The sequence below is a fragment of the Paenibacillus sp. BAC0078 genome (genome assembly GCF_054483875.1).
This window is the reverse complement of sequence record NZ_JBTLRW010000028.1, coordinates 1-25,821: the sequence shown is the minus strand read 5'-3', so window position 1 is coordinate 25,821 and position 25,821 is coordinate 1. Positions and strand designations below refer to the sequence as shown.

Below are 25,821 nucleotides of genomic sequence, written 5' to 3'. Positions count from 1 at the left end.
ATCACTGAATGTCGGGACAGGCTATTTTGTCGGAAATTTTTTACAGTTTGCTCTCTGTTTCTGACAAACTTTCTAAAGACCCCCGCTATATAATGAGAACCATAAATTCTTAAACGGGTGGTGCAGAGAAATGAGTAAAAGCAATGTGGTGAACTTGCCGGAGTGGACAAGAGCCGGAAGCAATGACAAGGATCGGAAGGATTCCTGGGGTACACGGTTCAAGAATTGGAGTCTGAAGCAGCCCGTAGTTCAACTGATCATCGTCAAGAAATGGATGCTTCTGCTGAGTCTTATGGGTTTTCTGCTGGGCCGTGCAATGATATTGGACGAGCTGTCCCCCTTTGCTGCAGCTTATTTCGCCGTTATTGTATTTATGCGAAGAGACTCTATGCTGCCTGTGGCTGCGTCCCTTATTCTCGGAAGCCTTTTCACCCCATTCCCGGGGGCTATAGTGGTCACCGCAGAGCTGATTATCTTTTTCCTGATCCACAAAGGGCTGGAGAGCTTTCAGAAAGTAGAGCTTTCCTACGCACCGCTAATGGTATTCGTGTCTGCTTTTATGGTGGGCTTGTTCCGGGTCGTGATTGGTCCATCCATTGCCTGGTACCCGCTGATGATGGCTACGCTTGATGCAATGCTCGGATTCGTGCTGACGCTTGTATTTTTGCAGGCGCTTCCGTTATTTACTTTTAAGCAAAAAAGCAGGGCGCTGCGCAATGAAGAGGTGCTGTGCCTGATCATTCTGCTTGCATCCGTGATGACCGGTCTTGTGGGCTGGAATGTAAATGGTCTGTCGCTGGAGCATATATTATCCCGCTACCTGATCTTGCTGTTCGCTCTGGCCGGAGGCGCTCCGCTTGGTGCTGCCGTTGGGGTGGTCACCGGGCTCATCCTCAGTCTGGCGGATATCGGAGCAATCTATCAGATGAGTCTCCTGGCATTCTCGGGGATGCTGGCGGGCATGGTGCAATCCGGGCGCAAAGGCGCGGTGTCCATCGGGATGCTGCTGGGGTCAACCATTCTCTCCGTCTATTTCTTGGGCCCGGGTGATGTGATGGCCTCGACCTGGGAGACCTGTGCTGCAGTAATGTTGTTTCTTCTAACACCAGCGGGGATTATATCTGCCATTGCCAAATATGTTCCCGGTACTCCCGATCATAGCCGGTCTCAGCATGAATATGCCAGAAGGGTACGGGATATTACCGCTGATCGCGTAACCCAGTTTTCGCAGGTATTTCAGCAGCTCTCAAGCAGCTTCGGACAAATCCCCCGCGCCGGTGAAGTCGGGAAAAGTGACCGTGAGATGGAAGATTTCATGAACACCGTCACCGAAGGGGCCTGCTCGGGCTGCATCCGGCGGAACCATTGCTGGGACACCAAATTTTATCAGACCTATAGATATATGACTGATATGATGACGACCGTCGAGGAATGCCCGGATATCACTGCCGCCCAGCTTCCGCCGGAATGGAACCGGATATGCGGCAAGACGGCTGAGGTGCTTGAGGTTATGAAGGGCCAATATGATCTTTACCAGCATGATATGCGCTGGAAGAGACAAATATACGACAGCCGCCAATTTGTGGCTGAGCAGCTGTCGGGGGTCTCGCAGGTCATGGAGGACCTGGCGAAAGAAATCAAACGGGAAGGTCAAGCGATGTACCGCCAGGAGAGTCAGATCCGCGAGGCGCTGGAGAAGCTGGGGCTGTCCATTCACAGCATCGAGATTCTGAGTCTTGATCCAGGGCGGGTAGAGATTGAAGTGGTGCATGCCTACACCCGTGGTTTTGATGAATGCCGCAAAATGATCGCCCCGCTGCTATCCGACATTCTGGAAGAGAACATCGCTGTGGTTAGTGAGACTGCGGTGCATCCCCGCGAAGGGCTGTCGATGGTCACCTTCGGTTCGGCCAAAGCCTATGAGGTCAATACCGGCGTGGCCGGAGCAGCCAAAGGCGGTGATATCCTCTCAGGGGACAGCTTCAGCACTGTGGAGCTGGGCAACGGGACCTTTGCTGTCTCCATCAGTGACGGAATGGGCAATGGGGAGCGGGCCCGCATGGAGAGCAGCGCCGCCCTGTCTATGCTGGAGAAGCTGCTGCAATCCGGTATGGATGAGAAACTGGCGGTGAAATCAGTCAATTCCATCCTGCTGCTGCGCTCTCCCGACGAATTCTACGCGACCGTGGATATGGCGCTGATCGACCAATATTCGGCACAGACCACCTTTATGAAAATCGCCTCAGCCCCAAGCTTCATCCGGCGGGGCAGCGAGGTGATTCCGGTAACCGCCAGCAATTTGCCCATTGGCATCATTAAAGATATCGAGGTTGATCTCGTCAGCATGCAGCTTCGCCCCGGTGATATTCTCATTATGATGACCGATGGTATTTATGATGCGCCGGGATATGCCGTTAATAAAGAAATATGGATGAAACGATTAATACAGGAGCTTGAAGGGGACGACCCCCAGGATTTGGCCGACAGTCTGCTGGAGAAGGTTATCCGTTATCAGGGTAATGAAATTCATGATGATATGACCATCGTGGTCACCCGTCTGGATCACTACCACCCTGAATGGTCCAGCCTGCACATGCCCGGTATCGGCCGGATGGAGCGCCCCCGTACCGTCAGCTAATCTATCATCAATTATCGCTGCTTTTTGCAGCTTTGGCTGCGTGCGTGCAGTTTATCTGCCTCGCAGAGCAGATTATTGCACTTCGGCCCCCTCCCGTTTCATAAGTCGCTGGCTCGGCGTGAAAAAATGTACTCTATTATTGTGAAATATACGGAACGGAGAGGAATTTTGGAGCTGGAGAAGCGTTAGCGTTCGCCTTTGTCTTCTGATTTCAACCGCAATCGGCGGTATCTAATCAAGAAATCGGAAGACAACAGCGATCGGAAGTCCAAAAGTTCCTCGCAGTGACGCTTTTTCACACATGATTTAATCATTTTTCCCCGCAAAGCGACGTTTGAAATCTCTCTACCTTGGATATGCTAGAAACATATACAAGAAAGGGGAGTGGACGGATATGAAGCAAATTTTGCTCATTACGGACGGTTGTTCGAACGTGGGGGAAAGCCCGGTGATGGCGGCGGCGCATGCCCGGCAGGAAGGCATCACCGTCAATGTGGTAGGTGTGGTCGATTACGGAACCATCGGTGAGCTCGGCAGCCGGGAGATCGCAGATATTGCCAAAGCCGGAGGCGGACTCAGCCGAATCGTCGGAACGCCGCAGCTATCACAGACGATACAAATGATGACCCGCAAGACTGTGGTTCAGACCATTCAGCAGGCGGTTAATAAAGAGGTACAAAAAATTCTCGGCGAAGGCTCGCTGGAGGAGCTGCCTCCGCTGCAGCGTTCGCAGGTGGTAACAGTAGTGGATGAGCTGACCGAAACCTCGCCGCTGCGTATCGCACTCTTAATTGACGCCAGTGCGAGCATGAAGCCTAAACTGGGCGCGGTAGAGGATGCGATCCGTGATCTGGCCCTTAGTCTGGAGGCCCGTGAAGGCCGGAGTGAAATCGCCGTTTTCCATTTTCCCGGACGCTCCAGTAGTGAAGAGGCTATGCTCGATATGGACTGGACACAGAATGTGTCGCAGGTCCGCTCGCTTTTCTCCAGACTTAAGATGAGGGGAGCCACCCCGACGGGTCCGGCCATTTTCAAGGTGCTTGAACATTACCGTTATGATACACTGGATGAACATCGTGAGCGCCTGTCAGGCGATGATCACGATGAAAAAGAAGGGATGATTGGTGGGTATGTCGTCTAATCCGCCCTATCCTGCCGGCACTGTAATCAGTGGCAAATGGCGGGGAAACCGTTATGTCGTTGAACGCATGCTGGGAAGAGGAGCGAACGGAACCGTATATCTCGTCCAGCGGGAAGGCAGACGGGAGCGCTATGCCCTCAAGATCGGCAACGATTCACTTGAGCTTCAATCGGAAATCAATGTGCTCACCTCTCTGCAGTCCTACCGGAAGCGAAGCGAGCACCGTGCCCGCCGTGAGACTTCTCTGTCCTCTTATCTGCTGGAGTCGGATGATTATAAAGACGGGAACAACATACCGTTTTATGTAATGCGTTATGTGGACGGCAGACAACTGCATCATTTTTTGGCCAAAAACGGTCCCTCCTGGCTGGGCCTCGTTGGTCTGAAGCTGCTAGAGGAGCTGCGGAATCTGCATGAGTGCGGTTTTGTGTTTGGGGACCTCAAGCCGGAGAACGTGATGGTATCCAATTACGGCGGGGTGGAGCTGATTGATTACGGGGGCGCAAGTCCCATCGGGCGCAGCGTGAAGCAATTTACCGAATGGCATGACCGGGGATTCTGGAATGCCGGCAGCCGCATGGGCGATGAGAATTACGATCTCTTTGCTTTTGCCGTGCTGTGTCTCCGGCTGCTGGATGAAGATGGCTTGAAGGCGGCTGCAACACAATTGCCGCAGACGAGAAGCGGGGATGAATTGATTAAGCTGGCCAGAAAATTGCCAGATAAGAAGCTGTCCTCATGGATATGCCTGGCGCTTAAGGGCGGATTCCCCGGAACGGCTGCGGCTGCGGAGGCCTGGAAGAATCATATCTACAACTCTAGGAAGATGGGCAAAGAGCCGGTAGCGACACCCGGCTGGCTGAAAGGTGCTTTTGCGCTGTCCTTATTCCTGCTGCTTTTTACCATTTACATTGTATTCCGTTTTTGAAATCATACATATTACTGGGGGGCTGACCATACCGGTTCAGCTCTTGTCAGCGATCAGGCGAGAAAGGGAGCCATATGGAGCAAATGAATGAACTGGTGGAGGCCGTACTGGAGTCTGCAGCCGAGCATGAGCTGTGGTCGCCCCATGACACCATTGTAGTCGCAGTTTCCGGAGGGCCGGACTCTGTGGCTCTTTTGCGTATTCTGCATGAAATATCCTTGACACGGATGCCGCTGACTTTGATTTGCGCTCATGTGAATCATGGCTTTAGAGCCGAGTCCAGAGAAGAGGCGGATAGCGTTCGCGTTATGGCCGGGGAGCTGGGGCTGCCGTTTGAGCTGGCGGAGTTTGATATTCCGTCCATTGTCAAAGCGAGCGGTCTTGGTCCGGAAGGTGCGGCGCGGGAGAAGCGCTATCAGTTTCTAATTGATACGGCACACCGGTACGGGGCCCGTTCTGTCGCGCTGGCGCATCATGCAGATGATCAGGCCGAGACCGTACTTATGCGCCTGCTGCGCGGCAGCGGCCCTTCGGGGCTTGGCGGAATGCGGTGGAAACGTACTGAAAGAAATGTGGAACTCATCCGTCCTTTTCTGCGTATTAACAAAACATCTCTTGTCAGCCTATGCCGGCATGAGGGCTTTCCCTACGCCGAGGATGCCAGCAATCTGCTGACGGAGTATAGGCGCAATGCGGTAAGGCTGGAGCTGCTGCCTGCCCTGGAAGGGTATAACCCCAAAGTACGGCAATCGCTTCTGCAATTGACCGAAATTGCCCAGGCTGAAGATGAATTTATGGAGGCGGCGGCTGTAAAATGCTTTGGTGAGCTGGTTTTGGGCGAACCTGGAAAATACACCTTCAAAAGAGCGGCATTTGCGGCCATACCCTCCGCTTTACAACGGCGTTTGATTAAACTAATATTAAATTATCTGTCGGCAGACACAGCTGTTTTGGATTTTTCCAAGATTGAAGCCGTGCGCCGGGGAACGCTGCAGGGACACCCCACTGTATGGAGTCTGGATTTGGGTGGAGGGCTGATCTGCATGCGGCAATACGATACAATTGTGTTCTCGTCCAAGCCTCAGCAGCAGCAACTAAATTATACATATCGGCTATCTTTGCCTCATCCCCGGGTAGAGCTTAAGGAGATAGGAAAAGTAATGACGATGTCGGTGCTGGAGAGAGAAAGTTTTTTTGCACAGGGGGAGGACTTTGGGAAAATGTTGGCGTGGTTTGACAGCAGCGAGCTGGTCCTGCCGCTCACCATTCGTTCCCGATTGCCTGGAGATACCATAAAGGTTATGGGATTAAACGGAAGCAAAAAGGTAAAAGATATTTACATTGATGATAAAATACCTTCTTCCGAACGCTCTGTGATTCCCCTCGTTTGTGATGGTTTGGGCAATATCGTCTGGATTCCGGGCGTAAGGCGCTCGATGCATGCCGCAGTAGGGCGGCACACGGCCTCGGTTCTTCTCTTGACTCTGGAGGATGCGGAGAAGGGTGAAGAAGCGTAATGGTCGAAGTAAGTCTTTCATAGTATAACTTAGGAGGTTCGCAAGTTGCAGAACGATATTCAGGAAATCTTGATCAGCGAAGAAGAAATTCAACAGAGAATCAGGGAGCTCGGCGCCCAGCTGAGTGCGGAATATGCAGGACGCACGCCTTTAGTGATTTGTGTGCTGAAAGGTGCGTTTATCTTTATGGCGGATTTGGTTAAAACCATTACAGTTCCCGTAGAGATGGATTTTATGGCTGTATCCAGCTATGGAGCATCCACCAAATCCTCAGGCGTTGTCAAAATCATCAAGGATTTGGATGCATCGGTCGAAGGCCGCGATGTTCTGATTGTTGAGGACATTATCGACAGCGGTCTCACCCTCAGCTATTTGATTGAACTGCTGCAGGGCCGAAGTGCTGCATCGGTTACAGTAGTTACCCTGTTCGACAAACCGGCAGGACGTACCGTTAATCTGGAAGCCGCTTATACCGGCTTTGTGATTCCAGACGAATTCGTAGTGGGTTATGGACTCGATTATGCGGAAAAGTATCGGAACCTCCCTTACGTCGGTGTACTAAAGCCTGAAATTTATTCCAAATAAGCTAATTGACAGCCTTAGATCTACGGATCCGATTCCTAAGACCCTAACAATTTGAGGAGTCTGGGCAGGCTATGGTACAATAACTTGAGCGTTGTGAGAGGAGGTAGGGGATGAATCGGTTCATCCGGAATTCTGGTTTTTATTTGATTTTATTTTTAGTCGTGGTGGGCATTGTCCAGTTTGTCAGCAATGGAAATGAATCCGCCGATTTCCCTAGATACGATGAGTTAAGACAGGAGATCAAGAATGACAATGTGAAGAGCATGACGATTCAGTTCGAAGGCAATGCATTTGCCGTTACTGGCGAATACAGACAACAGCCTTCTGATGCTAAATCGAAAAACTTCTCCACTTTTGTTCCTCCTACAGATGCAGCACTCAATGAACTTATTGGTGCCAGCGATAAAAATGGCGTAGAGTTGACGCAGAAGAAAATGGAAGGTGACAGCATTTGGCTGACATTCCTGTCTTCCATCATCCCGCTGGTGATCATGTTCATCCTGTTCTTCTTCCTGTTCAATCAGGCACAGGGTGGCGGCGGCAAGGTTATGAATTTCGGCAAGAGCAAGGCCCGGTTATATAATGAAGAGAAGAAGAAGATCAGCTTCGAGGATGTTGCAGGAGCCGATGAAGAGAAGCAGGAGCTTGTCGAAGTCGTAGAATTCCTGAAAGATCCGCGCAAGTTCGCCGCAGTAGGCGCCCGCATTCCTAAAGGCGTACTCCTTGTGGGCCCTCCAGGTACAGGTAAAACCTTGCTGGCCCGTGCGGTAGCCGGTGAAGCCGGTGTCCCGTTCTTCAGTATCTCCGGTTCCGACTTCGTGGAAATGTTCGTCGGTGTCGGTGCATCCCGTGTACGTGATTTGTTCGAGAATGCTAAGAAGAACGCTCCTTGTATCATTTTTATAGATGAAATTGATGCGGTCGGACGCCAGCGCGGCGCCGGTCTTGGCGGCGGACATGATGAACGCGAACAAACGCTTAACCAATTGCTCGTCGAAATGGACGGCTTTGGCGGCAACGAAGGCATCATTATTGTCGCGGCTACCAACCGCGCAGACATACTTGACCCGGCATTGCTTCGTCCGGGACGTTTTGACCGTCAGATTACGGTTGACCGCCCTGACGTAAAAGGCCGTGAAGCTGTACTGAAGGTTCACTCCCGCAACAAGCCGCTGACGAAGGACGTTAGACTTGACGTCATCGCCAAACGCACTACCGGCTTTACCGGTGCGGACCTGGAGAACCTGCTCAACGAGGCGGCACTGCTTGCAGCACGCCGTAACCGTAAAGACATCTCCATGATTGAAGTAGATGAGGCCATTGACCGCGTAATCGTAGGTACAGAGAAACGTAGCCGCGTTATCAGCGAGCGGGAGAAACGCATCGTAGCTTACCACGAAGCAGGCCATACCATTGTCGGCTATTTCCTGGAACATGCCGATATGGTTCACAAGGTTACCATTATCCCGCGCGGCCGCGCAGGCGGATACGTGATTATGCTTCCGAAGGAAGACCGGATGCTTGTAACCAAGCAGGAATTGCTTGATAAAGTGACTGGACTCCTCGGAGGACGTGTTGCCGAAGAAATATTTATCGGTGAAGTTGGCACAGGCGCATACAGTGACTTCCAGCAGGCTACGCGTATCGTGCGCAGCATGATTATGGAATATGGTATGAGTGATAAGCTGGGACCTATGCAGTTCGGCACATCCCAAGGGCAGGTATTCCTGGGCCGCGATATCGGTCATGAGCAGAACTACAGTGATTCCATCGCATACGAAATTGATCAGGAAATGCAACGCTTTATCCGTGAATGCTATGATCGCTGCCGTGAGCTGCTGACCAAGTATTCCAAGGAAATGCACCTGATTGCGAACACATTGCTTGAGAAGGAGACGCTGGAGCTGGATCAGATCAAGGAACTGATCGAGCAAGGCTACCTGACCGAGGATGGCAAACCGGAGGAAGCTGCAGGAGTTACTCATGAAGAGGGCGAGCCTGTAATTGATTCTATCGGTGATGTGCGTGTCCGCATTCAAGGCAAAGCTGAAGATACGTCAACCACACTCGGCGACCTGTCCAAGGATATTCCGAATAACACGGATTCCGAGGGTGGAAATGATTCGAACGATGGCAATAAAGATGGCGGCGGGAGCCTAGTCTAAGCTGTCATTGACTTGAATAACGTTCATGAAATCCGGAGAGCCTTAGGGTTCTCCGGATTTTTCTGCTTTTTCAGCGGTCTTGAGACAGCCCTCTGCCTGACAGGTTACATTGACAGTGGGTGGAACGTTGTGTACATTAGTGATTAAATATTAAATAAACTTGATATGAATGTGCCGGCTTACAGCCGTGAAGACATAAGGGGGAGAACAGACCGTGGAAGCTCTGGCGCTTGAGCGCAAGCAGGAACAGAATCGTGAACTTCGTGTGCGCCTCGAACAGCTTAAGAAAGAACGGAACGCAATTATTTTGGCTCATTACTATCAGCGTGATGAAATTCAAGAAGTGGCAGATTTCCGGGGAGACTCTTTTTTATTGGCACAAAAGGCAGCAGAGACCGATGCCGATGTGATTGTGTTTTGCGGGGTTCACTTTATGGGGGAAAGTGCTAAGATTCTGGCGCCTAACAAGACCGTGCTTATTCCAGATGAACGCGCCGGCTGCCCGATGGCCGACATGGTGAATGTGGATGGGCTGCGCAAGCTGAAGGCTCAGCATCCTAATGCCAAAGTAGTGACCTACATCAACTCCTCGGCTGAAATCAAAGCAGAGACAGATATATGTTGTACTTCTGCCAATGCGGTGAGAGTGATTGAATCGCTGGATGCTGAAGAGATTATCTGGGTACCGGATAAAAACCTGGGCCAATACGTTCAGGATAAGACCGGCAAGAAGCTGATTATCTGGGAAGGGTACTGCAACACTCACGATATGCTCACCGTCAAAGATGTGATAGAGATGAAAGCGAAATATCCTGAAGCTGAATTTGTAGTTCATCCAGAATGCCGCCCCGATGTGGTGGCTATGGGCGACTACGTTGGCAGCACCACCTCAATTATTGATTATTGCAAGAAGTCCGACCGCAAGCAGTTTATTGTCGGAACAGAGGATGGAACGGGGTACCAGCTCCGCAAGGACAGTCCGGATAAAGAGTTCCATTTTGCCACCAAATTTCTTGTTTGCCCTAATATGAAAGTGAATAATCTCAAAAAACTGGTCAAATGCCTGGAGACGATGAAGCCGCAGATTTATGTACCGCCTGCTGTCGCCGACAAAGCCAGAACATCCCTAGAGCGCATGTTACAAGTCCGGTAGCATGCGCTACTCTTTCGTTGAAACAGGTGAAAAGCGGTCATGATTCCACAATATTTGGTTGATTTCGACCTAAGCGAGCTTCCTGCAGTAAAGACGGATTGTATTGTTATCGGTTCAGGCATTGCCGGGCTGTTCACGGCGATTAAAGCCAGCGAGGACCGGAAGGTTATTGTAATTACCAAAAAATCGCTGATGGATAGTAACACCCGCTACGCTCAAGGCGGAATTGCTGCTGTGTTTGCCGAGGATGATTCTCCTGCCTTCCATCGTCAGGATACGCTCATGGCTGGAGCGGGCCTCAACTCTTCCGCAGCCGTAGATGTGCTTGTGAATGAAGGCCCCGAAGGGGTGCGGGAACTGATCCGTTTGGGAACGCTGTTTGATAAAGAAAACGGTGTAATCGCCTTGACTCAGGAAGGTGCGCACAGCCACCGCCGTATTCTGCATGCTAATGGTGATGCTACCGGTTATGAAATTGTGCGCGCACTCTCTGAGCAGGTGGCTGAGCATCATAATATAGAGGTATGGGATGATCATTTTGTGATTGATCTTATAACCGATGGGGGAGAATGTGTAGGTGCACTGGTTCAGCGGCCAGACGGTGAGCGTTTGTTCCTGCAGGCGGATGCGACCATATTGTGTTCGGGTGGAGCAGGACAATTGTACCGCTACACCACGAACCCTGAAGTGGCAACCGGAGATGGTGTAGCCATCGCTTACCGGGCCGGAGCGCACATCCGGGATATGGAATTTATTCAATTTCATCCGACTGCACTCAGCTACCCCGGAGCGCCGCGGTTTTTAATTTCCGAAGCGGTGCGCGGTGAAGGAGCAGTGCTGCGGAATATTAATGGAGAGCGTTTCATGGAACGTTATCATGAGCTGCTGGAGCTGGCGCCGCGCGATATCGTAGCACGGGCCATTGTCAGCGAGATGGAGCTGACCAAATCGACTTTTGTGTACCTCGATATTACACATGAATCAGCCGAGATGGTCAGACACCGTTTTCCAACCATATATGAGACCTGCATGAGCTACGGACTGGATATTACAAGTGACTGGATTCCGGTGGCTCCGGCTGCGCATTATATGATGGGGGGCATCAAAACCGATCTTAACGGGGAGAGCAATATCGCCCGGCTGTTCGCCTGCGGTGAGGTATCTTCCACCGGGGTACAAGGAGCCAATCGGCTGGCCAGTAATTCATTGTCTGAGGCGGTTGTGTTCGGACAGCGGATTATTGACCGTATCCGCCAGTTGCCGCCGCTTGGACGCGACGACATTTCGGCAGGCAGTCATGAAGGCCGGGTAGAATCGCCGACCCAGGCGATTGTGGAACGGCGCCTCAAGCTGCAAAAAGTAATGGTGCGTTATGTCGGCCTGCGGCGGAATGAAGAGATGCTGGTCAAGGGACTGGAAGAGCTAAGACGTCAACTGCCGATTTTCCATTCGGCTCTGATCAAACGAGAGGAATACGAGTTCGCCAATATGCTGACCTGCTGTCTGCTGATTACTGAATCGGCCTTGAAGCGCGAGGAAAGCCGGGGTGCGCATTACCGTGAGGATTATCCGCAGCGGGATGATGCCAAGTGGCAGAAGCATCTGCTCCAGATTCGCGAACTGGGAATAGTGGAGGAATTAAGTGATGATGTTTAATGGCTATAATGAAGAATTAGTACAAATGATCAAGGGCTGGCTGCATGAGGATGTCGGCTCCGGAGATATCACAACCCGCACAACGATTCCTGCCGGGCACGAGTCCAAAGGGATTATCCATGCCAAGGAGGATGGCATCATCTGTGGCATTCCTGTGGCCGAGCTGGTATTTGAAGTGGTAGATCCTTCGCTTGTATTTACTGCTCTGATCCAAGAAGGCCAGGCAGTATCCAAGGGAACAGTTATTGCAGAGGTTGAAGGCAGCACACATGCGATTCTGACCGGGGAAAGACTGGCACTAAATTTGATGCAGCGTTTATCCGGGGTGGCCTCACGCACAGCTTCATTTATTCAGAAGCTGAACGGGCTGCCTACCCGTTTGGTGGATACGCGCAAGACGACGCCCGGCCACCGTATGCTGGAGAAATATGCCGTCCGCATCGGCGGCGGGGCCAACCACCGTTTCGGTTTATACGATGCGGTAATGATTAAGGACAATCATATCAAGGGAGCCGGCGGCATCCGTCAGGCTGTAGGACGGGCCCGGGCCAATATTCCACATACGATGACTATCGAAGTGGAGACAGAAAGTCTGGAACAGGTTGAAGAAGCCTTGGCGGCAGGCGCGGACATTATCATGCTCGATAATATGTCTCCTGAGCTGATGACAGAAGCGGTGAGAAGAATCAAAACCAAAGCGCCGCATATCAAGACCGAAGCCTCTGGCAACGTATCACTTGAAACCGTGCGGGGGATTGCCGAGTCCGGCGTCGATGTGATTTCAGTAGGACGGCTCACCTATTCCTTCTCAAGTCTGGACATCAGCCTGGATCTGAATGCCAAGAAGGAGGGCCCGCGTCCATGATGCTTGCAGTTGATATCGGCAATACCAATATCGTTCTCGGCGTATACCGGGGGCGTGAGCTGCTGCATCATTTCCGGCTCAGCACCAACCGTCAATCGACGGCGGATGAATATGGTGTGCTCATTCATAATTTGTTCCATATGTCGAATGTATCGGTCAAGGATGTGGAAGGGGTTATTATTTCCTCGGTCGTTCCTCCGCTGGTGCAGGTCATTGTGGAAATGTGCGTTAAATATATTGGCAAGGAGCCGCTGCTTGTCGGCCCCGGCATTAAGACCGGGCTTAATCTGCGGTATGAGAACCCCCGTGAGGTTGGTGCGGACCGGATCGTGAATGCGGTTGCCGCCATTGAGCAATATAAATGTCCGCTGGTTGTCGTTGATTTTGGGACCGCTACGACCTTTGACTGTATTGATGCCGGTGCCAATTACCTTGGGGGGGCGATAGTGCCGGGACTCGGCATTTCCACAGAAGCCCTGTATCAACGGGCGTCCAAGCTGCCGCGGATCGAACTGGAGAAGCCTAAAAAGGTGATCGGGCGCAATACAGTTCATGCCATGCAGGCAGGAATTATTTTTGGCTATGCAGGTCAGGTAGAGGGGATTGTCAGACGCATCAAGCTGGAGATGAACGCTCCGGTATTGAAGGTTATTGCTACCGGGGGACTGGCTCAGCTCATTGCCGGTGAAACGGAATGTATAGACGAAGTGAATCCGATGCTTACGCTGGAAGGCCTGCGTATTATTTACGACCGCAACAAATAAAAATATAGAAGCCCAAGGGCAAGCGATAGGAGGGAATATGCACCCAATGGACAAAAAACAGGATCGGCTGATTCGCGGAACCGCAATGAATGGTAAGGTAAGAGCTTTTGCCGCCCGTACTACAGAGCTTGTTGACGAATTACGGCGCAGACATGATACGTATCCAACAGCTACAGCAGCGCTGGGCCGTACAGTTACTGCCGCGGCTATGATGGGCGCAATGCTCAAAGGTGAGGAAAAGCTGGCAGTAATGGTCAAAGGAAATGGACCGCTTGGGCAGATTATGGCAGAATCCAATGCTCTCGGTGAAGTTCGCGGTTATGTGCAAAATCCGCATGTCCATCTGCCCAGCAACAGTCTTGGCAAGCTGGATGTTGCCGGAGCGGTAGGAACGGAAGGGTTCATTGATATTAGCAAGGACCTGGGGATGAAGGAGCCTTACCGGGGCAGTGTGCCTATCATTTCGGGAGAACTCGGCGAGGATTTTACATATTACTTTGCAGTGTCGGAGCAGACCCCGGCCGCAGTAGGGCTTGGAGTATTGGTTGAGACTGATAATTCTGTCAGGGTTGCCGGAGGATTCATTGTACAGCTCCTGCCTGGTCTTTCCGATGACGAGATTACGGAGATTGAACGGGCAGTCGGAGCCATGCCTTCGGTTACGGCTGTGCTGGATCAAGGGCTTGAGCCGGAGGAGATGCTCCGCTGGCTGCTTCCCGATGCGGTAATTTTGGACGGACTCGATATTAACTTTGTCTGTCAATGCTCCCGTGAGCGTATAGAGCAAACTCTGGTCAGCCTGGGCCAGCACGAGCTGGAGCAGATGATTGAAGAAGATGAACAGGTCGAGGTTGTGTGCCATTATTGCAACGAGGCTTATGTATTCAATAAGGATGAAATGCAGGTAATCCTGGATCAAGCGAAATCGTAGGGCAATGGGATGATGACAAGACAGGAGCGCGTGCTGCGCAATGCCGTAATTCTATTGGCTGTCGCAACATTAATGCTCGGAGGATTATTGTTCTGGAGTCTGCGGGCTATGTCCATTCTTAAGGGAGAGGCCGCAGAGGGCGATCCGAAGGATATTGCTACAGCGGGAGGCCAACCGGTAACAGACCGGCAATGGATGGATGAGCTGAAGAAAAAGCATGGTGAAGAAGTACTGCTGGGATTGCTTAATCATATTGTAGTGGACAAAGAGGCCAAGGCCTTAGGTATTACTGTGACAGATCATGAGGTTGAACAGGAATTGAAGCGCAGCATGGCCGGCTATAGCTCAGAGCAGCAATATTATGAACAGATGCAGGCAGAGCTGGGGCTTTCCAAGGAGGAAGTTCGGGAGGAGACTCTTTATCGCCTGACCTTGCAGGAAGTGGCTACGGCCAACATCACCATCAGCGAGAATGAAATTGATGATTATTTAGCGCAGAACTCTGAACGGTTCACTCCGAAAAAAGAGATGCAGCTCTCCATAATCAAGGTTGCCTCTTACAATGAAGCCGAGAAGGTAATGGACCGGCTGGAGCAGGGAGAGGATTTCGCAGAGCTGGCCAAGGAGCTGTCCATTGACGAAGAGAGCCGGCAGCATGGCGGGAATATCGGCACGGTGGAGGAAGATGATCCTTTTTGGCCGGAAGACCTGCTGAAAACGGCGGCTGGTCTGCAGGCGGGAGACATTGCTGGCCCGCTGCAGACCGGCGATGCTTACGCCGTCATCCGCCTGGGATCGATCACTGTACCCGAGCAGCAGAATCAGGCGGAAATCCGGGAGCAGGTTCGTAACGAGCTTGCACTGGAGAAGGCCGCTCCCTTGCAGCAGGTGGAAAGCGATTTGCGCGCTAAATATGATACAGCGATATATATTGACAACAGCCTGCAAGATTGATAATATGAGATTAAATGTAAAACCTACTGATTTAGTCGGAAATAATAAACAGCGGATTCAATTCTACCGCCGTACAGCGTTATAACTTTGCACTGCGGTGTTGCACATCCTGGTATAGACTATCGTCCGCACCCATTCTATTTATCATTCCAAGGAGGTTTTTCTCATGGCTAAAGTCGTCAACAGTGTAACAGATTTGATCGGGGGCACGCCGCTCGTTCGTCTCAATCGGATAGTTCCTGAAGGTTCCGCAGACATTTACCTGAAGCTGGAATACCAAAACCCGGGCTCCAGTGTGAAAGACCGTATCGCTATCAGTATCGTGGAAGAGGCTGAGAAGGCAGGTCTGCTTAAACCGGGCGGTACCATTGTAGAAGCAACCAGCGGCAATACAGGGATTGGCTTGGCGCTTGTCGCTGCAGCCAAAGGCTATAAGGCCGTTATTGTTATGCCGGAAACCATGAGCCTTGAGCGCCGCAACCTGCTGCGTGCTTACGGTGCAGAGCTGGTGCTGACTCCGGGATCAGAAGGCATGAACGGAGCAGTTAAGAAAGCTGAGCAAATCTTAAGCGAGAACCCAAGCTATTTCCTCGCCGAGCAATTTAAGAACAAGGCGAACGTGAAGATCCACCGCGAAACAACCGGCCCTGAAATTGTTGAAGCTATTGAGTCCATCGGAGGACCGCTGGATGCATTTATCGCAGGGGTAGGTACTGGCGGAACAATCACAGGAGCTGGCGAAGTACTGAAGAGTCAATATCCTGATGTGAAGATCTATGCTGTAGAACCTGCGGCATCGCCAATTCTGGCCGGCGGCAAACCGGGCCCGCACAAAATCCAAGGGATCGGTGCAAACTTTATTCCTGAGATTCTGAACCAGAATGTATATGATGAAATCATCCATGTAGAGAACGACGAAGCGTTTGAAACGGCACGCCGTGTAGCTAAGGAAGAAGGCGTTCTGTCCGGTATTTCTTCCGGTGCCGCTGTATTTGCTGCGCTCAAAGTGGCGAAGGAACTGGGAGCCGGCAAAAAAGTTGTTGTCATCATCCCAAGTAACGGCGAACGTTATTTGAGTACTCCACTGTACAATTTCGAAGTGTAATTGCTGAGATTAAGCAATTCCGAAGAGCCTCCCCATCCGCTTTTACAGGGATGGCGGGGGCTCTTTTTTGCGAATAATAGCTTATTCGGTCTTTTCAAAGCAGCATGAAGTACAGTATACTGACAGGCAATAAACTAATGGATGAGTGGACGCCTTCATAAAACTTTTAGGAGGATGGATTTGGAGATTATAACGGCGTGGCAGGATTGGGAGCGGTGGGCGCATGAAGAATGGAGCCTGCTCCCTTTTATCATACGATTTCCGCAAGGCACAGAAGGATTGCCCGTCTCCTGGACGAAGGCTTGGGAGCTGGCTTCCCCTTACTCAATGGTCCTGGAGAGCGGCAAAGGCGGACGGTATACGTATTTGGGCTTACAGCCTGTTTCCGTATTGCAAGGCAAAGCCGATGTGGCCGAAGTATACAGCTTGTCTCCCGGCAATTCTGGTAGAACTGAGCTGAATTTGCGATCAGAGCTGCCGGGTCCGCCTATGAATGTACTGCAAGCCTGGATGAAGGAATTTACATCTCCACGGGTCCAATTCCCCGGCTTGCCGCCATTTGCGGGAGGGTGCGCCGGATTCCTCAGCTATGATGTGGTCCGCTCTCTGGAGCGGCTGCCAGCCTTAGCAAAGGATGATCCGGGGTTCCCCGATTATCTCTTTATGAGGTTCGAAGAGCTGTGGATCTACGATCATCAGGAGGATATGCTTTACTGCACAGTGCATGTGCCTGTTCCTGCTGTGAAATCATCTGGCTCCGCTGAGCTGAAGGAGCTGTATCAAGCGGCTGCCGGGCGCGCAGAGCGGATGCTGGAGCAGTGGCGGCATATCTCCGCAGCTCCTGGAATTACAGAAGCAGGCACTGGAAATGAAGCTGCTGCGGCTGCGATAATTGAAGCCAGCACCGGCAATACGGGCGAATGGCCCGGTATGGCCTCTGCGTTCACGCCTGAGCAATTTCAGCAGGCGGTGCGGAAGGTTCAGGAATACATCCGCCAAGGCGATGTATTTCAGGTGAACCTGTCGCTGCGGCAGGAGGCGCAGCTGAAATCCCCGCCGGAGGATGTTTACGAATGGCTGCGCAAGCTCAACCCGTCCCCGTACATGGGGATGCTGCGCTCGCCCGGCTTCGCGCTCGCCAGCGCTTCGCCTGAGCTGCTCGTCAAGCTGCACGGGGACAAGGTCAGCGCCCGCCCCATTGCCGGCACCCGGCGCCGGGGCCACACTCCCGCTGAGGACGCCGCCATGGAGGCGGAGCTGCGCGGGAGCGAGAAGGAGATCGCCGAGCATATTATGCTTGTCGATCTGGAGCGCAACGATATCGGCCGTGTCGCTGCGTATGGATCGGTCAGCGTGCCGGAGCTGCTGACCGTGGAGCGATACTCGCATGTAATGCATCTCGTATCGCAAGTGGAAGGCACCATCGCGCCAGGTAAAGGCGCGTACGACGTTATAGCCGCCTTGTTCCCCGGCGGCACCATCACCGGCGCGCCCAAGGTGCGCACGATGGAAATCATCGAGGAGCTGGAGCCGGTACGGCGCGGCCCATATACTGGTTCAATGGGCTGGATTGACTATAGCGGCAATATGGAATTAAATATTATTATACGAACGCTGGCCGTGAAGGATGGGGTAGGCTATATTCAGACGGGCGCGGGCATCGTGATTGATTCCGACCCGTACCGTGAATACCGGGAATGCCATAATAAAGCCAAAGCCGTAGTGAAGGCGGTTCTCTGCAGCGAGCAGCAGCAGGAATCACGGATCTCCGGCGGCGCCGAAGGAGGAGCAACACAATGATCTTGGTAATCGACAATTATGATTCCTTTACGTATAACCTGGTGCAGTATCTGGGGGAGCTTGGAGAAGAAGTGAAGGTATCCCGCAACGATGAGATCACCATTCAGGAGATCGAGGCGCTGGCACCGGACCATATCCTGATTTCTCCGGGACCGTGCACGCCAAATGAAGCAGGAATCAGCCTGGAGCTGCTTCAGCATTTCAAGGGCGTGATTCCGATCTTTGGCGTATGTCTCGGACATCAGGCCATTGGACAGGCCTTCGGCGGCAAAGTAATCCGTGCCGAACGTCTGATGCACGGCAAAACATCGCCGATTCACCACAAGGGTACTTCCGTATTCGAAGGGATGGAATCGCCCTTTACCGCTACCCGTTACCATTCATTGATCGTTGAGCGTGAGAGTCTGCCGGATTGCCTGGAGATTACAGCAGAGACGGCGGAAGGTGAAATTATGGCTCTGCGCCATAAAGAGTACCCGATAGAAGGTGTGCAGTTCCATCCTGAATCAATCATTACAGATCATGGTCATCAAATGCTCCGCAATTTCCTGAAACGGAGAGCCGGAGAACCAGTATGAAATATATAGGATTTAACAACCGCGTAGCGGATGCTCAAGACGCCGTGATTTCCGCTTTGGATCACGGCGTTTTGTACGGCATGGGCCTGTTCGAGACGTTCCGTACCTACGGGGGCGAGCCGTTCCTGCTGCAGCGGCACCTAGGCAGACTCGCTGACGGCTGCAGGCAGCTCGGCATTCCTTTTGAAGGGGACGCCGCCCGACTACGGGATTGGATTCACCGCGTAATGGGCAAAAATGAATTGAAGGATGCTTACATCCGTTATACCGTTACAGCAGGTGAGGATATCCTGGGCCTGCCTGCGGGAGACTACGGCCAGCCTAATCATTTGCTCTACATCAAAGAGCTGCCGCGATTGCCAGTCAGTCTCTATCAGGAAGGCAAAGGGCTGCAGCTGCTCAATCTGCGGCGCAATACCCCGGAGGGGCCGGTGCGGTTGAAGTCGCTGCATTATATGAATAATATACTTGCGAAGCGTGAATTGGCCGGATACGCCTCATCTGCAAGCGGAGCGGAAGGGCTGATGCTGACCGCCGGGGGTGAGATCGCCGAGGCCATTGTCAGCAACGTTTTTTTCATCAGCAACAACGTCCTCTACACCCCGGATATCGCTACAGGCATCCTGCCCGGAATTACCCGGGAAATGGTGCTGGAACTGGCCCGCACAGCCGGTCTGCAAATAGAAGAAGGTTTCTATCGCTGGGAACAGCTTGCCAGTGCTGATGAGATATTCCTCACCAATTCGGTGCAGGAGATTGTTCCGGTTACAACGCTGTGGTATGGAAATGAGCGGCTGAGCGTAGGCGGCGGACAATGTGGAAGAATCACGGCGCGATTGCTGGAATCATATAGAGAAAGGACAAGATCGCCGGAATGAGACCCGTTATTTACAAGCGTACCTACCATATGGGCGCTGCTGGACTGACACTAGGGGAACGTACTTTAATTATGGGTATTCTGAATGTGACCCCGGATTCCTTTTCCGATGGCGGATTGTGGAATGAACCGGATAGAGCTGTAGAGCATGCGCTGCAAATGGCGGCAGAGGGTGCGGATATTATTGATATCGGCGGCGAATCGACGCGGCCTGGCCATGAGCCGGTAGGACTTGAAGAAGAACTGGCCCGCGTGCTGCCGGTCATCGAGAGTATACACCGTGCCGCTCCTCATTTGCCATTATCCATTGATACCTATAAGGCGGAAGTGGCCCGGCAGGCGCTTCAGGCGGGTGCGCACATCATTAATGATGTCTGGGGAGCCAAGGCGGATAGCAATATGGCGGCAGTAGCTGCGGAAGCGGGCTGTCCGATTATTTTGATGCACAACCGCCATGACCGCAATTATCTGGATCTGGCAAGCGATATGTCTGCTGATCTTGCGGAGAGTGTGGAACTGGCGCTGGCAGCGGGCGTTAAGCGGGAGAATATCATTCTTGACCCGGGCATCGGCTTTGCCAAGGATTATGCGGAGAACCTTCAGGCTATGATGAACCTGGATCAACTGACGGAGCTGGGATATCCAGTCCTGCTTGCCACCTCCCGCAAAAGATTTATCCGCACCGCGCTCGATCTGCCGCCGGATGATGTGGTTGAAGGCACCGCCGCCACAGTGGCGTACGGGATTGCCCAGGGCTGTCAAATCGTGCGGGTGCACGATGTAGCAACAATTAAGCGTACTGTGCAGATGTGCGACGCTATGCTGTATGCTGTACCGCTGCAGGTGCGTGAATAAATCGCTAATGCTGGCAGATATATTTTATGAAAAGGCAGGTTACCAGAGTGGATAAAATGACGCTTCACCGCATGGAGTACTATGGTTATCACGGAGTTTTTGAAGAGGAGCGCAAGCTGGGTCAGCGCTTTTACGTTGATCTGGAGCTGGAGCTTGATTTGCAGGAAGCCGGGACCCGTGATGATCTCACGTTAACCGTAAATTATGCCGAAGTGCACTTTCTCGTTAAAAAAATTGTCGAGACAAAATCATTTAAATTGATCGAAGCTTTGGCGGAATATATTGCATCCTCGGTACTTGACACTTATACTGTTATCAATGCGGTAACGGTCAAAGTGACCAAGCCGCATCCGCCGTTCGACATTCACTTTCAGGGAGTGACCGTAGAACTGTACAGAACCAGAAAGTGAGACCTCGTTCATGAACACACATTCCACCTCTGAGCCATCAGAGGCTTATATTGCTTTAGGGGCCAATTTGGGTGACCGTGAAGGAACGCTGAAGGAAGCTTTGATCAGGCTGAACCGCCATGCGGCGATTGAGGTGATTCGCTGCTCAAGCGTATACGAAACCGAGCCTGTAGGATATTTGGATCAGCCTCAGTTTTTGAATATGGCGGCAGCCCTTCGCACAACACTAGCGCCGGAGGCGCTGCTTCAAGTGATGCTGGGTATCGAAACGCAGCTCGGCCGTGTCCGGGATATCCGCTATGGACCGAGAACAGTCGATTTGGATTTACTATGGGTGGAGAATAAGAGCATTGATACCCCGGATTTAACACTGCCGCATCCCCGGATGCTGGAGCGGGCGTTTGTGCTCTTTCCACTGAATGATATTGTGCCGCAGAATGAGTCTTCTGGACTCCGGCAGTTAATTACAGCAGCGCTACAAGACATAGAGGGGAAGGAAGGAATTTGCTTGTGGACAACAAACGTATGGGACGGCGGGTCAGAGCATTCCGAAAGCTGAAGGGATATACTCAGCAGGAGCTGGCGGACTCTGTCGGAATATCCTTGGCTGTGCTGGGCGCAGTGGAGAGGGGAAACAGACGTTTGGAAGATCAAATTTTAAATAAAATTGCGGATGTCCTTGGAGTTGCTGCCGACGAATTGGCTAATCCCTCTAATTAAGAGGACGTTGAGATACAATAAACCATACAAGGAAGTGAACAAGCGTGCTGAAGATTGGCGGCATTGAGATGAAAAACCAGGTCGTTCTGGCACCTATGGCTGGTGTGTGCAATCCGGCGTTTCGTCTGATCGCAAAAGAATTTGGAACAGGGCTCGTCTGCGCCGAAATGGTCAGCGACAAGGCGATTTTGCATGGCAACCGGCGCACGCGGGAAATGCTGTTTGTAGATGAACGGGAGAAACCGCTAAGCCTGCAGATTTTTGGCGGCGACCGTGAGTCTCTGGTTGAGGCGGCCAAGGTCGTTGATAAAGAAACCAATGCCGATATTATCGACATTAATATGGGCTGTCCTGTGCCTAAAGTAACGAAATGCGACGCAGGAGCGCGCTGGCTGCTGAATCCCGACAAAATTTACGAAATGGTATCCGCAGTCGTTGACGCCGTTGATAAGCCGGTAACCGTAAAGATGCGGATCGGCTGGGACAGCGAGCATATCTTTGTAGAGGATAATGCCCGCGCCGTTGAGCGTGCCGGAGGCCAGGCGGTAAGTGTTCACGGCCGAACCCGCGAGCAGCTTTATACCGGTCACGCCGATTGGAAGTACATCCGTATGGCCAAAGAGGCGGTCTCCATTCCGGTTATCGGCAACGGTGATGTGAATACACCTGAGGATGCACGCGCTATGCTGGATCAGACCGGCTGCGATGGCGTGATGATTGGACGCGGTGCTCTGGGCAATCCGTGGATGCTGTACCGTACAATCCAATACCTGAACACAGGTGAGTTGATGCCGGAGCCGGGTCCGGAGGAGAAGATCAAAGTAGCGATTCTTCATATGGACCGTTTGATCAGCCTGAAGGGCGAAGCGGTTGCTGTGCGGGAAATGCGCAAGCATTTGGCCTGGTATTTGAAAGGGATGAAGGCTGCTGCCCGCGTGAAGGACGTCATTATGGAAGAAACCAAACGTGATGAAATGGTGCGGATTTTGAGTGATTTTGTCGCACAGCTTAAGGAAGAAGAAGAGCAAGAAGGCCTAAATTCTTCTCTTTCGGCGGTTTAAATGCTGATTTTCTTGCGTTTTTGATTAACACCTGAACATTATATGAGGCATCATTGACATTTTGTAGCGGTTCCAATATAATTTCACAGTATAAAATCGCCGTTACAGCAGTGGCAAGCAGAAGGAGGGTTCTGATCCCTCCAGATTCGCATATAGTATGGTGTTTTCAATAAATGTATACGACAGGAGAATCGGTTGAGATGAGCGATAAAGAAGTCATCCTTACACCGGACGGACTTAAGCGTCTGGAAGAAGAACTTGAGACCCTCAAATCCGTGAAACGGCGCGAGGTAGCCGAACGGATTAAAGTGGCGATTGGCTACGGAGATATCAGTGAGAACTCCGAATATGAGGACGCGAAGAACGAGCAGGCTTTTATCGAAGGGCGCATCATCACTTTGGAAAAAATGCTCCGCAATGCGCGTATCATCAATAGCGACGAGATTGCTACCGATGTGGTTAGTGTCGGTGTTACCGTAAGCGTCGAGGATATGGAGTACGGCGACATTATGGAATATACGATTGTAGGCACGGCGGAATCCGATCCGCTGAACAATAAGATCTCTAACGAAAGCCCGGTAGGCAGAGCTATTATCGGTAAAAAAATTGGCACCATTGTTGATGTTAGTGTTCCTGCAGGCGTTATTCAATATAAAATTCTTGATATTACAATGAAGTAATAGGCGTGTACAAGGAATAGGTCTGTAAAGCTTCCTTAGGGAAGCTTTTTTTCAAAACATATACAGATCAGCTTATTTGGCAACGGAACGGACTGTCCTCATGAATGATGGCGGAGCCGTTTCTTCTTGTGTATATGACATAGTGAGTAAGAGAGGATGAACCACATGACTGAGGAAATGAACACCGTGGATAACACAGAGAATGAGCTTAGTGAGCTGCTGACGATTCGCCGTGGCAAATTGGACGAGCTTCGCGCCCTGGGAATTGACCCGTTTGGCAAGAAATATGAGCGTACGACGGGTGCTGGCGATATTATGTCCAAGTATGACGGGCAAACAAAAGAGGAACTGGACGAGCTTGATCTTGAGGTCAGCATTGCCGGCCGCATCATGGCGAAGCGGGTAATGGGTAAAGCCAGCTTTGCCCACATTCAGGATCTCAGCGGCAAGATTCAAATCTATGTCCGTCAGGACAGCATTTCTGAAGCGCAATATGCAGCTTTTAACGTTCTCGATCTGGGGGATATCATCGGCGTTCGCGGAAAGGTGTTCAAGACCAGAACGGGTGAAACCTCTATTAAGGTGGACAACCTTGAGGTTCTTTCCAAATCACTGCTTCCTCTCCCCGAGAAGTATCACGGTCTGAAGGACGTAGAGCTGCGCTACCGCCAGCGTTATGTGGATTTGATCATCAACCCTGAAGTTCAGCAGACGTTCATTACCCGGTCACGGATTATCCAATCCATGCGCCGTTATCTGGATTCGCATGGCTATCTGGAAGTGGAAACTCCAACCCTGCATGCCATTGCCGGTGGAGCCGCAGCCCGTCCTTTCATTACACACCACAACACACTGGATATGCAGCTTTATATGCGTATTGCCATAGAGCTTCATCTGAAGCGTCTAATCGTCGGCGGTTTGGAAAAAGTATACGAAATCGGCCGCGTTTACCGTAACGAGGGTATCTCTACGCGCCACAATCCAGAATTTACAATGATTGAGCTGTACGAAGCTTATGCCGACTACAAGGACATCATGCACCTGACTGAGAGCCTGATTGCTCATATCGCTGAGGAAGTACTGGGAACCCAGAAGATCAACTATCAAGATCAAGAAGTAGATCTGTCTCCAGGCTGGCGCCGTGTGACTATGGTGGATGCTGTCAAAGAGGTGACAGGTGTCGACTTTGGCGTTCAAATGACGGACGAGGAAGCGCAGCGTTTGGCGAAGGAGCACCGTGTGCCGGTTGAGAAGCACATGACCTTTGGACACATTCTGAATGCCTTCTTTGAGCAATTTGTAGAAGAAACACTGATTCAGCCGACCTTTGTCACAGGCCATCCGGTTGAAATCTCTCCACTCGCCAAAAAGAATGATCTGGACCCGCGTTTCACAGACCGCTTTGAGCTGTTTATTGTGGCCCGTGAACACGCCAATGCCTTTAGCGAGCTGAATGATCCTATCGACCAGCGTCAGCGTTTTGAAGCGCAAATTAAAGAAAAAGAAAAAGGGAACGACGAAGCCCACGAAATGGATGATGACTTCATCCGTGCTCTGGAATACGGCATGCCGCCTACAGGCGGACTGGGAATTGGTGTGGACCGTCTGATTATGCTGCTTACCAATGCAGCGTCCATCCGCGATGTACTGCTGTTCCCACACATGCGCAACCGTACTGAATAATTGTATTGCTCTATCACTATAGCCAAGGGAGCCGCAGAGATGCAGTTTCCTTTGGCACAGTGGTGAATGAGTGGTGCTATATGACCTCTATCAATCGGAATTAATTTTTATTCAAAATAAAGCTTGCAAAGAATCTATATACATGGTATATTCTTATTCCGGCCAAGAAAGTTAAACGCCGAGCTCGAAAAAAGAATTTAAAAAAAGAGCTTGCGATTATCGGTCGAACATGATATAGTATAAGAGTTGCTGCTGACGAGAACATCGTCGTGGGCAACGAGCTTGATCTTTGAAAACTGAACAACGAGTGAGTATCGGAAATCACTTCGGTGATTCCAAAATGAGAATTTTAATTCTCGTCAGATGTTTCAAAATGAGCGAATCGCTCTTTTCGATAATTTTCGGATGGTTATTTCCTCGGAGTAATTCGGTGGAGTAGCCGCTCGGAAAAACCTTATTGGAGAGTTTGATCCTGGCTCAGGACGAACGCTGGCGGCGTGCCTAATACATGCAAGTCGAGCGGAGCTTATCCTTCGGGGTAAGCTTAGCGGCGGACGGGTGAGTAACACGTAGGCAACCTACCCTGTAGACTGGGATAACTACCGGAAACGGTAGCTAATACCGGATAATTCCTTTCTTCTCCTGAAGGAAGGATGAAAGGCGGAGCAATCTGCTACTAGAGGATGGGCCTGCGGCGCATTAGCTAGTTGGTGGGGTAACGGCCCACCAAGGCGACGATGCGTAGCCGACCTGAG

Annotated in this window: 23 protein-coding genes and 1 rRNA gene; all 24 read left to right on the top strand. The window is 51.5% G+C overall.

The genetic code is table 11. From position 1 onward, the window contains the following. Positions 1-130: 130 nt before the first annotated feature. A complete protein-coding gene (spoIIE, locus tag ACX1DY_RS29135; protein WP_458967622.1) occupies positions 131-2,638 on the top strand; it encodes a stage II sporulation protein E in 2,508 nt (835 codons plus the stop codon). A gap of 394 nt (positions 2,639-3,032) precedes the next feature. After that, positions 3,033-3,779 carry a vWA domain-containing protein gene (locus tag ACX1DY_RS29130; protein ID WP_458967621.1) on the top strand — a complete coding sequence of 249 codons (747 nt, stop codon included), beginning with the start codon at positions 3,033-3,035 and terminating at the stop codon, positions 3,777-3,779. Then, complete coding sequence (locus ACX1DY_RS29125; protein ID WP_458967655.1) at positions 3,769-4,707, top strand: serine/threonine protein kinase; 939 nt, start codon at positions 3,769-3,771, stop codon at positions 4,705-4,707. Before ACX1DY_RS29130 ends, ACX1DY_RS29125 begins: the two co-directional genes overlap by 11 nt. A 74-nt stretch (positions 4,708-4,781) precedes the next feature. Further along, a complete protein-coding gene (gene tilS, locus ACX1DY_RS29120; RefSeq protein WP_458967620.1) occupies positions 4,782-6,224 on the top strand; it encodes a tRNA lysidine(34) synthetase TilS in 1,443 nt (480 codons plus the stop codon). A gap of 45 nt (positions 6,225-6,269) precedes the next feature. Continuing rightward, positions 6,270-6,809, top strand: a complete 540-nt coding sequence (gene hpt, locus ACX1DY_RS29115; protein ID WP_458967619.1) for a hypoxanthine phosphoribosyltransferase — start codon at positions 6,270-6,272, stop codon at positions 6,807-6,809. Positions 6,810-6,919: 110 nt separating this feature from the next. Next, positions 6,920-8,974: an ATP-dependent zinc metalloprotease FtsH gene (gene ftsH / locus ACX1DY_RS29110; RefSeq protein ID WP_458967618.1), complete on the top strand. Its 2,055-nt coding sequence runs from the start codon at positions 6,920-6,922 to the stop codon at positions 8,972-8,974. Between the two features lie 214 nt (positions 8,975-9,188). Then, positions 9,189-10,127: a quinolinate synthase NadA gene (gene nadA / locus ACX1DY_RS29105; protein WP_458967617.1), complete on the top strand. Its 939-nt coding sequence runs from the start codon at positions 9,189-9,191 to the stop codon at positions 10,125-10,127. Between the two features lie 39 nt (positions 10,128-10,166). Further along, complete coding sequence (gene nadB, locus ACX1DY_RS29100) at positions 10,167-11,783, top strand: L-aspartate oxidase (protein WP_458967616.1); 1,617 nt, start codon at positions 10,167-10,169, stop codon at positions 11,781-11,783. Then, entirely contained in the window at positions 11,773-12,648 is an 876-nt protein-coding gene (gene nadC / locus ACX1DY_RS29095; RefSeq protein WP_458967654.1) for a carboxylating nicotinate-nucleotide diphosphorylase, read from the top strand. The genes nadB and nadC overlap by 11 nt, the downstream gene beginning before the upstream one ends. Further along, a complete protein-coding gene (locus ACX1DY_RS29090; protein WP_458967615.1) occupies positions 12,645-13,412 on the top strand; it encodes a type III pantothenate kinase in 768 nt (255 codons plus the stop codon). The genes nadC and ACX1DY_RS29090 overlap by 4 nt, the downstream gene beginning before the upstream one ends. A 46-nt stretch (positions 13,413-13,458) precedes the next feature. Further along, on the top strand, positions 13,459-14,343 hold the full coding sequence (gene hslO / locus ACX1DY_RS29085; RefSeq protein ID WP_458967614.1) for an Hsp33 family molecular chaperone HslO: 885 nt from the start codon (positions 13,459-13,461) through the stop codon (positions 14,341-14,343). A 9-nt stretch (positions 14,344-14,352) separates the two neighbouring features. Next, positions 14,353-15,297 carry a peptidylprolyl isomerase gene (locus ACX1DY_RS29080; protein ID WP_458967613.1) on the top strand — a complete coding sequence of 315 codons (945 nt, stop codon included), beginning with the start codon at positions 14,353-14,355 and terminating at the stop codon, positions 15,295-15,297. 166 nt (positions 15,298-15,463) lie between these two features. Next, positions 15,464-16,402 carry a cysteine synthase A gene (gene cysK / locus ACX1DY_RS29075; RefSeq protein ID WP_458967612.1) on the top strand — a complete coding sequence of 313 codons (939 nt, stop codon included), beginning with the start codon at positions 15,464-15,466 and terminating at the stop codon, positions 16,400-16,402. Positions 16,403-16,576: 174 nt separating this feature from the next. Further along, the gene (locus ACX1DY_RS29070; RefSeq protein WP_458967611.1) at positions 16,577-18,202 is read left to right on the top strand and encodes an anthranilate synthase component I family protein; all 1,626 of its coding nucleotides are present in this window, start codon (positions 16,577-16,579) and stop codon (positions 18,200-18,202) included. Beyond that, positions 18,199-18,780, top strand: a complete 582-nt coding sequence (pabA, locus tag ACX1DY_RS29065) for an aminodeoxychorismate/anthranilate synthase component II (protein ID WP_458967610.1) — start codon at positions 18,199-18,201, stop codon at positions 18,778-18,780. Before ACX1DY_RS29070 ends, pabA begins: the two co-directional genes overlap by 4 nt. Further along, the gene (locus tag ACX1DY_RS29060; protein ID WP_458967609.1) at positions 18,777-19,658 is read left to right on the top strand and encodes an aminotransferase class IV; all 882 of its coding nucleotides are present in this window, start codon (positions 18,777-18,779) and stop codon (positions 19,656-19,658) included. The genes pabA and ACX1DY_RS29060 overlap by 4 nt, the downstream gene beginning before the upstream one ends. Next, the gene (folP, locus tag ACX1DY_RS29055; RefSeq protein WP_458967608.1) at positions 19,655-20,512 is read left to right on the top strand and encodes a dihydropteroate synthase; all 858 of its coding nucleotides are present in this window, start codon (positions 19,655-19,657) and stop codon (positions 20,510-20,512) included. Before ACX1DY_RS29060 ends, folP begins: the two co-directional genes overlap by 4 nt. A 47-nt stretch (positions 20,513-20,559) precedes the next feature. Next, positions 20,560-20,922, top strand: a complete 363-nt coding sequence (gene folB / locus ACX1DY_RS29050) for a dihydroneopterin aldolase (protein WP_458967607.1) — start codon at positions 20,560-20,562, stop codon at positions 20,920-20,922. A 10-nt stretch (positions 20,923-20,932) separates the two neighbouring features. Beyond that, positions 20,933-21,481, top strand: a complete 549-nt coding sequence (folK, locus tag ACX1DY_RS29045) for a 2-amino-4-hydroxy-6-hydroxymethyldihydropteridine diphosphokinase (protein ID WP_458967606.1) — start codon at positions 20,933-20,935, stop codon at positions 21,479-21,481. Beyond that, the gene (locus tag ACX1DY_RS29040) at positions 21,433-21,642 is read left to right on the top strand and encodes a helix-turn-helix domain-containing protein (protein WP_458967605.1); all 210 of its coding nucleotides are present in this window, start codon (positions 21,433-21,435) and stop codon (positions 21,640-21,642) included. Before folK ends, ACX1DY_RS29040 begins: the two co-directional genes overlap by 49 nt. Positions 21,643-21,686: 44 nt before the next feature. Continuing rightward, complete coding sequence (dusB, locus tag ACX1DY_RS29035) at positions 21,687-22,703, top strand: tRNA dihydrouridine synthase DusB (RefSeq protein WP_458967604.1); 1,017 nt, start codon at positions 21,687-21,689, stop codon at positions 22,701-22,703. Between the two features lie 200 nt (positions 22,704-22,903). After that, on the top strand, positions 22,904-23,383 hold the full coding sequence (gene greA / locus ACX1DY_RS29030) for a transcription elongation factor GreA (RefSeq protein WP_458967603.1): 480 nt from the start codon (positions 22,904-22,906) through the stop codon (positions 23,381-23,383). Between the two features lie 165 nt (positions 23,384-23,548). Beyond that, entirely contained in the window at positions 23,549-25,066 is a 1,518-nt protein-coding gene (lysS, locus tag ACX1DY_RS29025) for a lysine--tRNA ligase (RefSeq protein ID WP_458967602.1), read from the top strand. Positions 25,067-25,520: 454 nt separating this feature from the next. Further along, positions 25,521-25,821: ribosomal RNA gene (locus ACX1DY_RS29020) — 16S ribosomal RNA — on the top strand; the annotation flags it as partial.

Coding starts and splice junctions, on each gene's coding strand:
- lysS (WP_458967602.1), top strand. CDS start 23,549: ATGACTGAGGAAATGAACACCGTGGATAACACAGAGAATGAGCTTAGT.
- folP (WP_458967608.1), top strand. CDS start 19,655: ATGAGACCCGTTATTTACAAGCGTACCTACCATATGGGCGCTGCTGGA.
- ACX1DY_RS29060 (WP_458967609.1), top strand. CDS start 18,777: ATGAAATATATAGGATTTAACAACCGCGTAGCGGATGCTCAAGACGCC.
- ACX1DY_RS29090 (WP_458967615.1), top strand. CDS start 12,645: ATGATGCTTGCAGTTGATATCGGCAATACCAATATCGTTCTCGGCGTA.
- pabA (WP_458967610.1), top strand. CDS start 18,199: ATGATCTTGGTAATCGACAATTATGATTCCTTTACGTATAACCTGGTG.
- ACX1DY_RS29080 (WP_458967613.1), top strand. CDS start 14,353: ATGATGACAAGACAGGAGCGCGTGCTGCGCAATGCCGTAATTCTATTG.
- ACX1DY_RS29130 (WP_458967621.1), top strand. CDS start 3,033: ATGAAGCAAATTTTGCTCATTACGGACGGTTGTTCGAACGTGGGGGAA.
- folK (WP_458967606.1), top strand. CDS start 20,933: ATGAACACACATTCCACCTCTGAGCCATCAGAGGCTTATATTGCTTTA.
- nadB (WP_458967616.1), top strand. CDS start 10,167: ATGATTCCACAATATTTGGTTGATTTCGACCTAAGCGAGCTTCCTGCA.
- cysK (WP_458967612.1), top strand. CDS start 15,464: ATGGCTAAAGTCGTCAACAGTGTAACAGATTTGATCGGGGGCACGCCG.
- ACX1DY_RS29070 (WP_458967611.1), top strand. CDS start 16,577: ATGGATTTGGAGATTATAACGGCGTGGCAGGATTGGGAGCGGTGGGCG.
- hslO (WP_458967614.1), top strand. CDS start 13,459: ATGGACAAAAAACAGGATCGGCTGATTCGCGGAACCGCAATGAATGGT.
- tilS (WP_458967620.1), top strand. CDS start 4,782: ATGGAGCAAATGAATGAACTGGTGGAGGCCGTACTGGAGTCTGCAGCC.
- nadC (WP_458967654.1), top strand. CDS start 11,773: ATGATGTTTAATGGCTATAATGAAGAATTAGTACAAATGATCAAGGGC.
- ftsH (WP_458967618.1), top strand. CDS start 6,920: ATGAATCGGTTCATCCGGAATTCTGGTTTTTATTTGATTTTATTTTTA.
- greA (WP_458967603.1), top strand. CDS start 22,904: ATGAGCGATAAAGAAGTCATCCTTACACCGGACGGACTTAAGCGTCTG.
- ACX1DY_RS29125 (WP_458967655.1), top strand. CDS start 3,769: ATGTCGTCTAATCCGCCCTATCCTGCCGGCACTGTAATCAGTGGCAAA.
- spoIIE (WP_458967622.1), top strand. CDS start 131: ATGAGTAAAAGCAATGTGGTGAACTTGCCGGAGTGGACAAGAGCCGGA.